This window comes from Cyclobacterium xiamenense (assembly GCF_900109255.1).
GTDB lineage: Bacteria > Bacteroidota > Bacteroidia > Cytophagales > Cyclobacteriaceae > Cyclobacterium > Cyclobacterium xiamenense.
Genome location: NZ_FNZH01000003.1, coordinates 277,259 through 292,026 on the forward strand (window position 1 = coordinate 277,259; position 14,768 = coordinate 292,026).

At 48.4% G+C, this 14,768-nt stretch carries 13 protein-coding genes; 8 read left to right on the forward strand and 5 right to left on the reverse strand.

Going from position 1 to position 14,768, the window contains the following annotated elements; all coding sequences use genetic code 11:
- Positions 1–361 precede the first annotated feature (361 nt).
- The 6 genes from BMW71_RS10690 (at position 362) to BMW71_RS10715 (ending at position 6,828) form a co-directional block, all read left to right on the forward strand.
- Complete coding sequence (locus BMW71_RS10690; RefSeq protein WP_092173465.1) at positions 362–1,771, forward strand: alkaline phosphatase PhoX; 1,410 nt, start codon at positions 362–364, stop codon at positions 1,769–1,771.
- A 232-nt stretch (positions 1,772–2,003) separates the two neighbouring features.
- Complete coding sequence (locus BMW71_RS10695) at positions 2,004–2,723, forward strand: tetratricopeptide repeat protein (RefSeq protein ID WP_092174810.1); 720 nt, start codon at positions 2,004–2,006, stop codon at positions 2,721–2,723.
- 75 nt (positions 2,724–2,798) lie between these two features.
- Positions 2,799–3,275, forward strand: coding sequence for a 6,7-dimethyl-8-ribityllumazine synthase (gene ribH, locus BMW71_RS10700; RefSeq protein ID WP_092173467.1), 477 nt, complete (start codon positions 2,799–2,801; stop codon positions 3,273–3,275).
- 43 nt (positions 3,276–3,318) lie between these two features.
- Positions 3,319–4,644, forward strand: a complete 1,326-nt coding sequence (locus BMW71_RS10705; protein WP_092173471.1) for an aspartate kinase — start codon at positions 3,319–3,321, stop codon at positions 4,642–4,644.
- Positions 4,645–4,986 carry a DUF6787 family protein gene (locus tag BMW71_RS10710; RefSeq protein WP_092173473.1) on the forward strand — a complete coding sequence of 114 codons (342 nt, stop codon included), beginning with the start codon at positions 4,645–4,647 and terminating at the stop codon, positions 4,984–4,986.
- Positions 4,987–5,016: 30 nt separating this feature from the next.
- Positions 5,017–6,828: an ABC transporter ATP-binding protein gene (locus BMW71_RS10715; RefSeq protein WP_092173476.1), complete on the forward strand. Its 1,812-nt coding sequence runs from the start codon at positions 5,017–5,019 to the stop codon at positions 6,826–6,828.
- On the opposite strand, the gene nadC is transcribed toward BMW71_RS10715, so the two are convergent.
- Positions 6,785–7,663 carry a carboxylating nicotinate-nucleotide diphosphorylase gene (nadC, locus tag BMW71_RS10720; protein WP_092173478.1) on the reverse strand — a complete coding sequence of 293 codons (879 nt, stop codon included), beginning with the start codon at positions 7,661–7,663 and terminating at the stop codon, positions 6,785–6,787. The two genes, BMW71_RS10715 and nadC, sit on opposite strands and share 44 nt — an antisense overlap.
- A 44-nt stretch (positions 7,664–7,707) precedes the next feature.
- Positions 7,708–8,109, reverse strand: coding sequence for a DUF4783 domain-containing protein (locus tag BMW71_RS10725; protein ID WP_092173480.1), 402 nt, complete (start codon positions 8,107–8,109; stop codon positions 7,708–7,710).
- Positions 8,110–8,356: 247 nt separating this feature from the next.
- On the opposite strand from BMW71_RS10725, the gene gpmI reads away from it, so the two are divergent.
- Together gpmI and BMW71_RS10735 are read left to right on the forward strand one after the other, a co-directional pair.
- A complete protein-coding gene (gene gpmI, locus BMW71_RS10730; protein WP_092173482.1) occupies positions 8,357–9,889 on the forward strand; it encodes a 2,3-bisphosphoglycerate-independent phosphoglycerate mutase in 1,533 nt (510 codons plus the stop codon).
- A complete protein-coding gene (locus BMW71_RS10735) occupies positions 9,886–10,458 on the forward strand; it encodes a hypothetical protein (RefSeq protein ID WP_092173485.1) in 573 nt (190 codons plus the stop codon). The genes gpmI and BMW71_RS10735 overlap by 4 nt, the downstream gene beginning before the upstream one ends.
- Before the next feature lie 180 nt (positions 10,459–10,638).
- On the opposite strand, the gene BMW71_RS10740 is transcribed toward BMW71_RS10735, so the two are convergent.
- From BMW71_RS10740 to BMW71_RS10750, 3 genes are all read right to left on the reverse strand, one after another.
- Positions 10,639–12,162, reverse strand: coding sequence for a sodium:proton antiporter (locus tag BMW71_RS10740; protein WP_092173487.1), 1,524 nt, complete (start codon positions 12,160–12,162; stop codon positions 10,639–10,641).
- A 178-nt stretch (positions 12,163–12,340) separates the two neighbouring features.
- Positions 12,341–13,567, reverse strand: coding sequence for a Glu/Leu/Phe/Val dehydrogenase dimerization domain-containing protein (locus tag BMW71_RS10745; protein ID WP_092173490.1), 1,227 nt, complete (start codon positions 13,565–13,567; stop codon positions 12,341–12,343).
- Between the two features lie 20 nt (positions 13,568–13,587).
- Complete coding sequence (locus BMW71_RS10750) at positions 13,588–14,679, reverse strand: anhydro-N-acetylmuramic acid kinase (protein ID WP_092173493.1); 1,092 nt, start codon at positions 14,677–14,679, stop codon at positions 13,588–13,590.
- Positions 14,680–14,768 lie beyond the last annotated feature (89 nt).

Below are 14,768 nucleotides of genomic sequence, written 5' to 3' on the forward strand. Positions count from 1 at the left end.
TTTTGATAATTTAAAATACATTTTTACGGGTCTAAAAAGTGAAAATGGCGAATTTACCTTTTTTTGGCCGTTTCTGGCCGATTTTTTTTTAAAAAAAAATTGAAAAATTTTTGCACCTGCCTACTTCCCTCATACCGGTAAGGCTCAATGCGTTTGAAAAATGCAGCTGTTCTGGTACCCGCCGGATTAGCTACCGGGCCACCACTAAAAAGCTTCACAATTTCGTAATCGCCGCTCAGCATATTTAGTTAGGAATTATCTTTGAATTTGGATAAACTGCACCTATACGCCGGTTACATTCCTTCCGTATTCAATGGAATGAGGCTATGAAACTTCCTTCATGCAAAAACAATCTTTTTTTATGACACCATCAATCAACGATTCAAGAAGAAAATTTATCAGGAACTCCGGAATGGCCACCCTCGGTTTTATGGGACTCTACCAGTTTATGAATCCGGGACTATCGCATGCGAAACCGGGTTTAAAGCCCGCGATGGGCTATGGTCCCCTAAAAAAAGATCCTGCAGGGATTCTAAATTTGCCGGAGGGCTTTACCTACAAAATCATCAGTAATAAAGGAGACAAAATGGCAGACGGGCTTTATTTGCCAGGTCTTGCCGATGGCATGGGTGCTTTTCAGGGAAAGAATGGCAGAACCATCGTGGTTCGGAATCACGAAATCAGTCCGGACTCCCTTGAGCATTCCGGTTTTGGTGCCAATAACGAATTGATAGGAACCCTGCCGGCGGCCGAATTTTACGATTTTGGCAAAGGCATCCTGCCCTCATTGGGTGGGACCACTACCTTCGTTTACAACGAAAATAGTGGAGAATTGGAGCACCAATACCTGAGCCTTGCCGGGACGATTCGAAATTGTGCCGGCGGAATCACTCCCTGGGGATCCTGGCTGACCTGTGAGGAGAGTACGCTTAGAAAAGGAGAATACGACGGCAAGCTGGAGAAAGACCACGGGTACGTCTTCGAGGTGCCAGCGCAGGAGACCATTCACCGAGCAGTACCGAAACCCATTACCGCCATGGGAAGGTTTAACCACGAGGCGGTGGCCGTAGATCCGGCTTCGGGGGTGGTGTACCTGACGGAAGATCGTGGTGACGGGATTTTTTACCGCTACGTTCCGAATAGCCCTGGGAATCTGCACAAGGGCGGAAAGCTGCAGGCGCTGGCAATCCTGGGAGAGAAAAGCCGGGATACCCGCAATTGGGAAGACAGCGAAGGCCCGGTATTTCCAATGATGAAGGGCCATAAAGTGCGTTGGATAGACCTGGAGAATGTTACATCTCCGGATGACGATCTGCGTTTTCAGGGTTTTGAAAAAGGAGCGGCCGTTTTTGCCAGGGGCGAAGGCATCTGGTGGGGCGATAAAGAAGTATATTTTGCCTGTACCAACGGGGGAAAAATTGGTGCTGGACAGGTGTTTCGGTATACCCCCAGCGAGTTTGAAGGTAGGCCGGAAGAGCAAAATGCCCCCGGCGAACTCAGCCTGTTTGCGGAGCCAAACGACCGGGAGATTCTGAAAAACTGCGACAACCTGGCCGTCGCCCCCTGGGGGGATGTGATTCTTTGTGAGGACCACAAGCATCCCTTTCTGGTCGGGATCACGCCGGAGGGAGCGTTGTACCACCTGGCAGAAAATGTGGGGTATGCATCCGAACTCGCCGGCGGCGTATTTTCTCCCTCGGGCAAGACCTATTTTGTCAACATACAAGGGCCTGGAATTACCGTGGCCATTACCGGTCCCTGGAAAAGCTGAACCACCGTATCTCCGGACCTCCCGAACAGGGCGGGTTCGGAGGTACCCAGAAGGGCGCTACTTCTGCGCACTTTCCTTTGGGTGGATAATTGCTATGGAAAAGCAATTTGGAGAGCAAGAGACTGACTATCTGTTTGGTTGTGACAGGGAAATCCTTTTTTGGGGCACAAAACAGAATACTTTTGTTATTCATTAAAACATCATCTATATTTGCCACTCAAAATTTAAAATGATGGCGAAGCAAAAGACCAAAAAGGGAAAGGCAGCACCTGATACATCCAACGAGCTTCTGGAAAACCCGGAAGCGATTGCTACCCGTCTTGGAAGAGGCGAAGCGTTTTTAAAACAAAACACCCGTTTGGTAGGTGGCGTTATCGGCCTGATGATTCTTATCATTGCTGGTATTGTTGGTTTTCAGATTCATAAAGCCAATCAAAACGAAAAAGCCCAGGGAGAAATGTTCCAGGCTGTCTATTATTTCGAGCAGGATAGTGTGGATTTCGCATTGAACGGCGATGGGGTGCAGCCCGGGTTTTTGGAGATAATCGATGAATACGGAGGAACTGCAGCCTCTAACCTGGCGCATTTTTACGTAGGATCCATCTACCTTTCTCAGGGTGAATACGAGTCGGCTGCCGACCATTTGGAAAAATTCTCTTCGGATGATTTTCTGGTACAGGCCCATGCCTATTCCTTGATCGGCGATGCCTACATGGAATTGGGCACTATTTCGGAAGCGATACGGTATTATAAAAATGCCGCTAACTACAAGGAGAATAAATTTTTCACGCCAAAGTACCTGTCCAAACTGGCTATTGCCTACGAGGAAGACGGGAACCTTCAGGCGGCGATAGAAACCTATGGCGAAATAGAAAACAACTATAGTGACGCATACGAGTATACAGAGGCCCGTAAACACAAAGCGAGGCTAGAGGGCCTGGCTTCTAACTGATAGGCGATCTATCTAGCATCAGGGAGAGTAAGGCCAGGAAGGTTTTACTCTTTTTTTATATAAACACTGGAAATCATGGCTACATCGTTAAAAAATCTCAGTCAGCATTCTGAAGGAAATATCGGGGATATTCGGGATAAAAAATTTGCCCTACTGGTCTCCGAATGGAATGATGAAATAACCGAATCCCTGTATAGCGGGGCTTTGGAGACACTGCTTCGCCATGGCGCCAGGCGGGAGCACATCGTTCGAAAAAACGTCCCCGGATCATTCGAATTGCCCCTGGGAGCCCAGTGGATGGCCAAACAGGAAGACATTGACGCAGTGATATGCCTGGGATGTGTGATTCAGGGAGAAACCAGACATTTTGAGTTTATTTGCAATGCTGTTGCACAGGGCATAACGCAGGTGGGCTTGACCTTTAATAAGCCGGTGATTTTTGGGGTATTGACCCCGGATACCCAGCAGCAGGCCCTGGACCGGGCGGGTGGCAAGCACGGTAACAAGGGAGATGAAGCCGCCATAACGGCTATAAAAATGCTCGGATTTTAGCGGCATTTCTGGCAATTCATTCATTTAATAAACTGCAATACGCATGAAAATCATGAAATTTGGCGGTACTTCTGTGGGGAGGCCGGAACGAATGCACCAGGTAAAAGACTTGATTACTTCGGACGAGGAAAGAAAGATCGTGGTCTTGTCGGCCTTGTCCGGTACCACCAATGCTCTGGTTAGTATAGGTGAAGCGTTGGCAGACGGAAAAAAGGACAAAGCAAAACAAAAAATCGACGAACTTCAAGAGCATTACACGAATTTTTATTTGGAGCTGCTGACCTCCAAGGCTGGGCGTTCAAAGGCGGTTCAGATCATTAAGGAACATTTTGAATTTTTGACGATCATCTTGAAAATTTCTTTCAACGAGGCCATCAACAAAGACATTTTGGCCCAGGGCGAACTATTGTCCACCAAATTGTTTTATACCTTGCTACAGGAGCTGGAGATTCCGGCGGTGTTTTTACCTGCGCTGGAATTTATGAGTATCGATGAAAACGACGAGCCGGAATTGCCCCGGATTAGGGAACGCCTGGCATCTATTTTGGCCAGGTATCCGGAAGACAGTATTTTTGTAACGCAGGGGTATATTTGCAAGAACCACCGAAACGAAGTGGATAACCTGAAACGAGGGGGCAGCGATTATTCGGCGTCTTTGATCGGGGCGGCGGTAGACGCTACGGCGGTGGAGATTTGGACGGATATCGATGGTATGCACAACAACGATCCCAGGATCGTGGAGCAGACCAGACCGATCGCACACCTTTCCTTTGACGAAGCGGCAGAGCTGGCTTATTTTGGGGCGAAAATCTTGCATCCTGCCTCTATTTGGCCGGCACAGCTCCACAACGTGCCGGTAAAACTGCTAAATACCATGGCTCCCGAGGCTGCCGGTACACGCATCACGGGAACGGGAGAAGGAACCGTGGGCGTAAAAGCCATCGCTGCCAAAGACGGCATTACCGCTGTAAAGATCAAATCCAGTCGGATGTTGCTTGCGTATGGTTTCCTTCGAAAAGTGTTTGAGATCTTCGAAAAATACCGAACCTCCATCGACATGATTACCACCTCGGAAGTGGCAATATCCCTGACCTTGGATGATGTATCCCATCTCAAGGAAATTACCGCCGAGCTGCAAAAGCTGGGGAAAGTGGAGGTGGATCATCACCTATCCATCATTTGTATCGTGGGCAATGCCATTATGGAAGAAACCGGTGTGCTGCAAAAAATCATGGATAGTTTGGAACAGTTTCCATTGCGCATGGTTTCCTACGGGGGAAGCAAGCACAATGTGTCCATTCTCATAGACGGAAAACACAAGGAACAAGCCCTGAAACGTCTAAACGAGGGGCTTTTTGATTTTGATTAGATGAGCGAAAGGTCCCACAGAAAATCGCCCAATTTCCTGGAAAGGCTTAAATCCAAATGGAAACTCGCCAGTTTGTGGCAGGTTGTCTTGGTATTGGTTGTTTTTGCCTGTACGGGATTTACTATATTATTTGTCAAAAAACCCATTTTTTCTTTTCTTGGTGTGGATACCAGCAGTGGGGGTTTCTACAAAACCCTGCTATATCTATTGCTGGTACTCCCGTTGTATCAGGTTTTTTTGCTTTTTTATGGATTCATCTTTGGGCAATTTTCTTTCTTTTGGGAAAAAGAAAAGCAGTTTCTCCGCAGGTTAGGAAAACTGTTTACAGGGAAAAAAAATTAACTTGCAAGGATTTTGAATTAATCGGAATAAATGGCCAAGCAACGAGGTTTACCATTAGATAAAAGCGAAAAAAGAAAACTGAATAAGAAGAACCTTGAAAAGCTCTCCGGTATTTTCCGGTTTGCTCTTCCGTACAAAGGTCCTTTTTTGCTGGGGATGCTGTTTCTTTTGTTCTCCAGTCTCATGCTTCTCACCTTTCCCTTTGTTGCGGGTAAATTGATTGATGCTGCCTCGGGGAAGGAATGGATTGTAAACGATATCGATGGTATTGCCTACATATTGCTTGGTATTTTGTTGGTGCAGAGTATTTTCTCATTTTTCAGGGTTTGGTTGTTTGCACAAGTAAGTGAACGATCCATGCGAGACATACGGGTAGCACTATACGACCGCCTGGTTCGATTGCCCATGACCTTTTTTGACAAACGCCGCACCGGGGAGTTGATTAGCCGGATCACTGCCGATGTAAGCATGCTACAGGATACCTTTTCCATCACCCTGGCGGAATTGCTTCGTCAGGTGATCACCTTACTGGTGGGTATTGGCTTTCTAATCTATACCACTCCCAGGCTTACCCTATTTATGCTGGCCACTATTCCGGTGCTGGTGATCATTGCGATGGTATTCGGTAGGTTCATTCGAAGGCTTTCGAAAAAGACGCAGGACGAATTGGCAGGAGCCAATGTGGTGGTCGAAGAGACGTTGCAATCCATCGTTACCGTAAAATCCTTTACCGGAGAGGTCTACGAATCCAACCGCTACCGAAGCCGGCTGGATCGGGTAGTTGGCGTCGCGCTAAAGGCGGCTGGGTTTCGGGGCGCATTTATCTCCTTTATCATTTTTGCGCTTTTCGGCGGGATTGTGGCCGTCATCTGGTACGGGGCCACACTGGTGAGCGCTGGTGAAATGAGTATTGGCGACCTGGTTTCCTTTGTTTTGTACACAACCTTCATTGGGGGCTCCATCGCTGGTTTGGGGGATATTTACGGGCAGGTTCAGAAGGCCATCGGCTCATCTGAGCGGGTGCTGGAGATTCTCGAAGAGGCAGCGGAAGTAGCGATCCCGGTAAGAAAAGATACCGTTCTCTCGGGTTCCATTTCCTTTGAGGAAGTAGTTTTTCATTACCCAACGCGCCCGGAATACCGGGTGTTGGATGGCTTTAGCATGGAGATCGCTCCGGGGGAAAAAGTGGCCCTGGCAGGGCATAGCGGGGCAGGCAAATCAACCGTAATCCAATTATTGCTCAAATTTTACTCGGTAGGGACGGGGGATATTTTGCTGGATGGTGAATCCATCCGGGATTGGGATCCGCAACAGCTGCGAAAGAATATTGGGATTGTACCTCAGGAAGTATTGTTGTTTGGAGGGACCATTCGCGAAAACATCCTGTACGCCAAACCCGATGCAAGCGAGCAGGAACTCGTCCAGGCCGCCCGGCAGGCAAATGCCTGGGAGTTCATTGAAAGTTTTCCGGATGGGTTGGATACCTTGGTGGGTGAGCGCGGCATAAAGTTATCCGGCGGCCAACGCCAGCGTATCGCTATTGCCAGGGCCATCCTGAAAGACCCGGCCATTCTGATTTTGGACGAAGCCACTTCCTCGTTGGATGCAGCTTCGGAGGCATTGGTGCAGGAGGCGCTGGACCAGTTGATGCAGGGGCGTACCACCATCATCATTGCCCACCGACTGGCCACCATTCGCAAAGTGGATCGGATTTACGTGTTAAAAGACGGAAAAATTATCGAAGAAGGTAACCACGAACAGCTCGCTGCCAGGGAAGGCGGGCACTATGCCAATTTGGTCAGTCTGCAGTTTGCTGCGGAGACCGTACGGCCTTCAAACTAATATCCAGGCTTTTCACGTGGTGGGTGAGTGCTCCAACCGAAATATAATCAACGCCGGATTCGGCAATGGGTACGATACGTTGCTCATCGATACCGCCCGAGGCTTCCGTCTCGTAGCGACCACCAATCATGCGTACCGCCTCTTTCATGGTTGGGACGTCCATGTTGTCAAGCATGATGATGTCCACCCCTCCTACGCGCATGACTTCCCTGACCTCGTCGAGACTGCGGGTTTCGATTTCAATTTTTAGGTCCAGTTCCTCGCGTTGCAGGTAGGTTTTCGCAGCAGTTATCGCCCGGGATATGCCACCCGCAAAGTCGATGTGGTTATCCTTTAGCATGATCATGTCGTACAGGGCAAATCGGTGATTTTTTCCTCCTCCTATTGAAACGGCCCATTTTTCCAACATGCGAAAATTGGGTGTGGTTTTCCGGGTATCCAGTAGCCGCGCGTTGGTATGCTGAATCAGGGCATGCATTGCTTTGGTTTTGGTTGCAATTCCACTCATGCGTTGCATGCAATTCAAAACCAATCGTTCGGTGGTGAGGATGGAAGCAGCCTTTCCAGTTACCCAAAACCCGATTTGTCCGGGCCCAACTGTTTGTCCGTCCGCTACCTGGGTTTCGACCTGTAATTCGGGATCGTGAAAATGAAAGATCATTTTCGCCAGTTCAAGACCTGCGATGACCCCCGGTTCTTTGATAAGTAACTGGGCTTTGCCAGGCTGATCGGCCGGGACTGCGGCTAGCGTGGAGTGATCTCCCTCGCCCACATCCTCCTGAAATGCTGCCTGTATGAAACTGGTTAATCGCTCTTTCGTTAGGTATTCCTGCATGGTACGTCAAAAGTAAGAAATATTTTGAAACAGGCAGGGCTAAATTAGTGCCGGATAAAATCCATGCTGTAAATAAGGAAGGAATGCTCGTCCCTTTTCTTGTGGCGGATCAGCACGCGAAAATCACCCCTACTGGAACGATACGTGCCGATCAGGTAAGAAAGGCTTGTGCTGGTTTGCCCTTTTTGCTGCAACTCAAATCCCTCCGAGGGTTGGTTTTTAAAAAAGTCTCTCAGTACAATCTCTGCCTGATTTCTGGAGAAGTCGCGTTTGTTGTTATCAAAGCTAATTTCCACCCGATCGTCCAGGTATTTCGAGATTTCCTGGATGGAGCCCCGTTGCATGGCAAATGCAAGGTCATTTTCCTGCTCCTGAGCGAGGGTAAGCATTGGTAACCAACAAACGAAAAAGCCAATCGCAATGAATTTGGGGATCAAACAAAACATGATTTTTCCCGCTACAAAATCCAGGCCAAAATCTAGGGTAGCGGCGGAAGCAGGTAAGGTAGTTACAAGGACCTGGGGATACGCAGGGGAGATTATTGGATAATTTGCTGAGCCCTATCTTTAATTATCTTATATTTGCGAGGCAGTGAATGATGCCTCAAGATGTATCCCTTCAGGAGGAACAGCCGGGTCACGGGCTCTGGGAGCCTCCGGAATTTTTGTTTGCGTATAACCAATAAAAAAAAACATGAATAAGAAAGTTTTATTAATGATCCTGGATGGGTGGGGAATTGCTCCCAACCCAGAAGTTTCTGCGATTGATAAAGCCAAGACCCCGTTTATCGATAGTTTGTATGAGAAGTATCCCCATTCGCGGCTAGATGCGTCCGGCCTGGCCGTAGGGCTACCGGAGGGACAAATGGGCAACTCGGAAGTGGGTCACATGAATATAGGTGCCGGAAGGGTCGTGTACCAGGATCTGGTAAAAATAAATAAAGCGGTTCAGGAAGGGGCATTATCCAGGGACCCCGTGCTTAAGGCTGCTTTTGACGATGCAAAAGTCAACGGTAAAAAGGTGCATTTGGTTGGACTGGTGTCAGACGGAGGGGTTCACGCACACATTTTCCATTTGAAGGGCTTGTGTGACGCGGCCCGGGACAATGGCATGGAGGATGTTTTTATCCATGCATTCACCGATGGACGGGATACCGACCCGAAGAGTGGACTTCGTTTTTTGGAGGATCTCAAAATCCATTGCGAAGGATCGGTGGGTAAAATCGCTTCCATCGTCGGGAGGTATTATGCAATGGATCGGGACAAACGTTGGGAGCGCGTGAAACTAGCCTACGATGCCATGGTGCACGGTGAGGGAGAAAAATCAAAAGACATGCTTTCTGCCATCCGGAAATCCTACGCCAATGGTGTCACGGACGAATTCATTCGCCCAATTATTCAGGTAGACGAAACTGGTAAGCCATTGGCGACGATTGAGGAAGGAGATACGGTCATTTGTTTTAATTTTCGAACAGATCGGGGAAGGGAAATTACCGAGGTGCTTACACAGAAGGATTTCCCGGATTACAACATGAAAAAGTTAGCGTTGAATTACATCACCTTCACCCTGTATGATGAAAATTTTGAGGGTATTCCGGTGGTTTTTGAAAAAGACAACTTGAGTAATACCTTGGGGGCGGTATTGGAACAGCACCACAAAAAACAAATACGCATCGCTGAAACGGAAAAATACCCCCATGTGACTTTTTTCTTTTCTGGAGGCAGAGAGAAGGCGTTTGAAGGAGAAAGCAGGATTCTTTGCAACTCACCCAAAGTAGCCACCTACGATTTGCAGCCAGAGATGTCTGCCTACGAAATTGCAAAGAAAATAAATCAAGAGTTACCAAAGAGGGAAGCGGATTTTATTTGCCTGAATTTTGCAAACGCGGATATGGTGGGGCACACCGGTGTTTTTGATGCGGCGGTAAAAGCCTGTGAGGCGGTGGATGAATGTGCCGCTTCGGTCGTTGAAACGGCGCTGGAAAATGATTACACGGTGATTGTCATCGCCGATCACGGCAACAGCGATTGCATGGTGAACCCGGATGGAACCCCAAACACGGCACATACCACCAATTTGGTTCCCTGCATCATGGTAGACAAAAACGACCGTCTGGAAGTAATAGATGGTAAGTTGGGAGACCTGGCGCCCACGATTTTGAAGTTGATCGGGTTGGAGCCGCCACAGGAAATGACCGGAACCATTCTCCTGAAGGACCATTCATGAACCCCCTATTCCGCAGGTTTTTGATACTGGCACTCGCGGCACCGGTCTTGTTTTCGTGCAAGGAGGATGCGGATGCACCATTCGCCAATCCGACGCAAATTGATCGGTATTTTCCGGTGTCCGATTTCCTGGAAGAGAAGATCGCCCAACGCGCGGGAGCCGCCGTGTCTAAGACCATTCGCTTCAACGAGGAAGTCGAGGAAGCTCGGTTTGAACCGGACGAGGAAGCCTGGCGAAAGGAACTGGACTTTTTTTTTCAGGCCGATATCAACAAGGCGGCACTGGCCACGTCTTACGAAACTACCGAGGAAGACGGACGATTGATTCATGCCCTCAAGCCCGGAGAAAAAGGAACCGTACAGCAAATCCTTGTACAAAAGCACGGGGAGCGGATCGAAGCGATTCGCATAGAGACAGTGACGAGTAATCTATTTTACCAATCGGAAGTGAATGGCGTCTTATTTTTGGATGATAACGAAGACCTGGTCGAATACCAGCTCAAGGGAAACCAAAAGGTCTGGTTCATGGGACCCACCCGTCTGGAAGTACGTGCGTCTGTGAGCAAGTAAGCAACGCCCGGAACTGTCAGCGAACAAACGGTGCAGCTCCTCACGTAGGGGTCGCACCGTTTTGTTTTATGGAGGAGATCGCAGCGTATAGGGCTCGGTAGCTCTCTGATCCATTCAATTGGGAAAAAGTATCCCATAGGTTTTACAGGTCTTTACGTTGCTTGGTGTTCGGCGCGTAGGTTACCCGGCAAAGGCGAAAAAGACCAGCCAGGTGATAAATAAGATCGGTAGCAAGATGGGAATGGAAAATCGCAAAATATACCCAAAAAAGGAGGGCATTTTTATTCCGCTTTGTTCAGCGATGGATTTGACCATGAAATTGGGACCATTGCCTATGTACGTCATGGCGCCGAAGAAAACCGATGCGATGGAGATGGCCATCAATTCAAAAGACGAATCCAGGTAGTTATTTAAAGCAAAGTCCTTTACCTGTTGTATCACGTTGATATCGGCTCCCTGGGAGGCCATGGCCGCGGCAAGAAAATTCAGGTAGGTGGGTGCATTATCCAGGAATCCGGAAAGCAGCCCGGTGCCCCAATACAGGCTATTGTAGGTAATCATGGCGGCTCCTTCCTCAGATTGCGCGAAGGTACCCACCAGTTCCAGCGCCGGCATCATCGTCCCGAAGATACCGATGAAGATAAACGCCACTTCCCGTATGGGCTCAAAATTAAACTCATTCCCGGTCAAGGCTTTTTTGTCCGCAAATCTAAAGGAAAAATAGGCCACTGCAAACATGATGGATTCCCTGATAAAACTGAATTTTTGCCCGTCGTAATGAATCGCAGGCACCCAATCCAAGACGTTTGGATCCAGGAAGACCGAAATGATGATGACCAATAGCCACAGAAAATTTTTGGTTCCTGAAAGCGATATTTTGTTGGAATAACTTACTTCCTCATCGAGCTCAGCCGTCCCTTTCGTTCCACCAAATCGTCGGTCAATCAGGTAAAATAGAATTGCCAGAATGGTAAGGGCGAGTACCCATGCGGGCCAATTATGGGTCAGGGTCCAGAAAAAAGGCACCCCTTTCAGGAAACCTAGGAAGAGCGGTGGATCTCCGATTGGTGTGAGCGACCCGCCAATATTACTCACCATAAATATAAAGAATATGATGTGGTACGGTTGGATGTTGTCTTTATTCAGGCGTATGAACGGACGAATCAGCAACATGGAGGCTCCAGTGGTACCGATCAGGTTGGAAATAACTGCACCAACAACCAGCAAGGTGACATTTGCCAAAGCCGTTGATTTCTTATCAACTTCGATGAGGATGCCTCCGGAGGCAATAAACAAGGAAGCGAGCAATGCAATGAATTGCACGTACTCAGCAAGGGCGTGCACCGGGTTGTGAACGTTGTGTAAGACAAAGAGGTAATAAAGGACGACGGTGGCTGCCAGACTGACAGCAATTTTTGGATAATTATGGTGCCAGAAATGTTCGTAAAACAAGGGTCCGGTTGCAATCATGAGAAGCAGGGCTACGAAGGGAATTACCAACCATGCCGGGGCATGTCCATGCGCTGCTTCGTGTTCCGGTTCGGCCGGATGTACCGAATCGGTAATGGGAGATTGCAGCGCCTCGGTTTGTTGGTCGGCCAATGCAATCGATTCAGATGGGGAAATAGAACGGGCTTGTACTTGGTTTGAAATCAGGAAAAGAAATCCAAATAGCAGGAACCATGAAGCGAAATAGTTCTTCATTCACGTCAAATTATTGGTCAAAGAATGATTAAGTAAAGCATTTCCAAGGCTCTTGGAAAATCGGTCGGTTGCAATAAATTCCCCTAAACTAGTTATTTTGTGGTGTAGGAACCAAATAAATTAATGGGAGCGGTCAAAAATAGTGGATATTTTTGACCGCATAAATCCCGGTAAACCCTTAACCAAGCTGTTGAAGGGCTATTTCCAAAGCCGTTTGTGCGATTTTATTTGGACTGGCCTGTGCCTGATGGCATTGTTTTAAGGCTTTGTGAATGGTTTTGCTGACGTCGCCAAACAAGGCTTCATCGGTAAGTAGGACGCGGTCAGACATGAGGTAAGCCGCCAATCGGGAAATGCCCACGTTTGAGATAAAGTCCGGGATGAGGGATATTTTTTCGTCAGCGAGGGTACTGATAGGTCCCATAAAAATGTCGTTTTCGGCAAAAGGAAAATTTGCCCCGCTAGCGATCAAGGTCAGGCCTCCAGCCATCAATTTTTCTAATTTGGCTTTGTCTACCAGACGGGATTTAGCGGCAGGAATGAAAATGTCAGCGGAGAGATTCCAGAATTTTTCGTTCCCTTCCTCGAAAGGGATTCGTTTGGTGCTCACCAGTTTGTTTTTTTCTTTTGACAAAAACAATTTCGTTATGGCTGCTTCATCCAACCCATCCGGGTCAATGATGGCACCCTCCAGGGATAAAATACCGACCACCTGTACGCCTTCTTTGGCTAGAAAATAGGCGGCCGCTGCCCCCACATTGCCCCAGCCCTGTATCATTGCTTTTTTTCCGGTGGCGGATCCTCCCCACAGCTGGTAGTAGTGCAGGACAGCAGCCGCCAGTCCGAATCCGGTGATCATATCGCTCACCCGGTACTTGGCCGAACCCGGGGGGAAATAGTCCGGGTTTTCGATGATTTTGGACAAGCCCTGCCTAAGCTGTCCGATTTTCCGGATTTTCTTTGGCCCTTCGGGTGTAAAATGGCCTGTGACAATCCCTTCTTGTGGATGCCAAAGGCCGTGATTTTCGGTCAGGGGAATCAGTTCCTTGCTTTCGCTGATGTGGATACCGGCCCCGGTACCAAAGTAGCTTTTGAGAATGGGGGAGACCACGTGAAACCACCTTTTGAGTACACCTTCTTTTCGGGGGTCCTCCGGATCAAAATTAATACCTGCTTTCGCCCCCCCAATCGGAGGTCCGGAGATGGTATATTTGATAGCGGTATTTTTGGCCAGCTGGATCACATCTTTTTTTTCCAGCCCCTTTTTCATTCGGGTATCCCCACCGGCTGCTCCGCCTCTCAGCGAATCAATGACCAGCCACCCTTCTGCTTCCGTTTCGCTGTCGCTCCATTCAAAAACTATTTCCGGTTGACGGTTTTCAAATTTTTTTAGTAGTTCTCTCATTATTTTGGTTTGATTTCAATTTAGGGGAAAAGCCCAAAAACGGTGCCACCGCAGGAATCCCGGGAAGCACCGGTCACGGATGCCAGGCAGTTGGTTTCGCCGCGTAGCCGTAAGACGCCTAAAAACCCGAACACCAAGGCCTCTTTAAAATCGATGATTTCGTTTTCGGGAAGCGTCAGGTTTGCATATGTCCCGATTTTTTCGGAAAGTTTTTCGATAAAAAATACGTTATACGCACCTCCTCCCGTGATCAGTAGCTGTTTTTTGTTTGTTCCCGGGTTTTCCTGATGCTGGATGACACCGGCGATGTTATCGGCGAAATGTTCGATTAGCGTAGCCAGTACATCCGGGATCGCATGGGTACCTTTTTCGAGTAAGGGAATAAAATCTGCTTCAATATGCTCCCTCCCAAGTGATTTCGCTCCCGAAAGAGAATAATAGGGAAGTTGGCCCAGGTCGGCGAGCAATTCTGGAATGACCATTCCCTCACGAGCCAGGTTTCCACCGGCGTCAAACGTGTTGCCTACTTTCCTTGAAAAATGATTCAATAGCAAATTAAAGGGACAGGTATCAAAAGCAATCCGCTGGCCTCCCGTATACATCGATATATTGGCGATTCCTCCCAGGTTTAAGGCAAAGTCGAAGTCCGGAAAAAGCAAGGCATCGCCAATAGGAACGAGGGGAGCGCCCTGCCCACCCAATACCACGTCCAGTATGCGAAAGTCATTGATTACGGGAAGCCCGGAGGCTTCGCATAGGGCCTGTCCATTACCGATTTGGCGCGTCATGCCCCCCTCGGGCCGGTGAAATACCGTATGGCCATGGGAGGCAATGGCATCAGGTTGAAAGGCATTCCTCGTGCAAAAATCCCTGACTACCTGTCCCATCCAGGTTCCAAAGGCGATATCAAGGAATTCCAGGGATTCTGCATCCAGCAAATGGGCGGATTGGAGCGATTGCCCCAGCTTCTCCGGAAAGGGGATGGTGGCCGCTTGTATGATCTCAAACTCCCATTGCTTGTTTTTTTCGTAGGAGCAGAATGCCAGGTCCAGCCCGTCACCCGACGTGCCGGACATGAGCCCGATTAGCTTGTACCTGTCGTTGTTGATCATGGGTTAAAGTTTGTTAAAAACCGCTTACCAAAGATAAAAATAATAGGTAGCCGATCCCCCTCCAAAGTAAAATGACTAATTTTGAACGG

What these genes read in the sequence shown, in the direction of transcription:
- BMW71_RS10715 (WP_092173476.1), top strand. Translation starts at nt 5,017, where the DNA reads ATGGCCAAGCAACGAGGTTTACCATTAGATAAAAGCGAAAAAAGAAAA.
- BMW71_RS10710 (WP_092173473.1), top strand. Translation starts at nt 4,645, where the DNA reads ATGAGCGAAAGGTCCCACAGAAAATCGCCCAATTTCCTGGAAAGGCTT.
- BMW71_RS10690 (WP_092173465.1), top strand. Translation starts at nt 362, where the DNA reads ATGACACCATCAATCAACGATTCAAGAAGAAAATTTATCAGGAACTCC.
- BMW71_RS10735 (WP_092173485.1), top strand. Translation starts at nt 9,886, where the DNA reads ATGAACCCCCTATTCCGCAGGTTTTTGATACTGGCACTCGCGGCACCG.
- BMW71_RS10705 (WP_092173471.1), top strand. Translation starts at nt 3,319, where the DNA reads ATGAAAATCATGAAATTTGGCGGTACTTCTGTGGGGAGGCCGGAACGA.
- BMW71_RS10745 (WP_092173490.1), bottom strand. Translation starts at nt 13,567, where the DNA reads ATGAGAGAACTACTAAAAAAATTTGAAAACCGTCAACCGGAAATAGTT.
- BMW71_RS10750 (WP_092173493.1), bottom strand. Translation starts at nt 14,679, where the DNA reads ATGATCAACAACGACAGGTACAAGCTAATCGGGCTCATGTCCGGCACG.
- ribH (WP_092173467.1), top strand. Translation starts at nt 2,799, where the DNA reads ATGGCTACATCGTTAAAAAATCTCAGTCAGCATTCTGAAGGAAATATC.
- BMW71_RS10695 (WP_092174810.1), top strand. Translation starts at nt 2,004, where the DNA reads ATGGCGAAGCAAAAGACCAAAAAGGGAAAGGCAGCACCTGATACATCC.
- gpmI (WP_092173482.1), top strand. Translation starts at nt 8,357, where the DNA reads ATGAATAAGAAAGTTTTATTAATGATCCTGGATGGGTGGGGAATTGCT.
- BMW71_RS10725 (WP_092173480.1), bottom strand. Translation starts at nt 8,109, where the DNA reads ATGTTTTGTTTGATCCCCAAATTCATTGCGATTGGCTTTTTCGTTTGT.
- BMW71_RS10740 (WP_092173487.1), bottom strand. Translation starts at nt 12,162, where the DNA reads ATGAAGAACTATTTCGCTTCATGGTTCCTGCTATTTGGATTTCTTTTC.
- nadC (WP_092173478.1), bottom strand. Translation starts at nt 7,663, where the DNA reads ATGCAGGAATACCTAACGAAAGAGCGATTAACCAGTTTCATACAGGCA.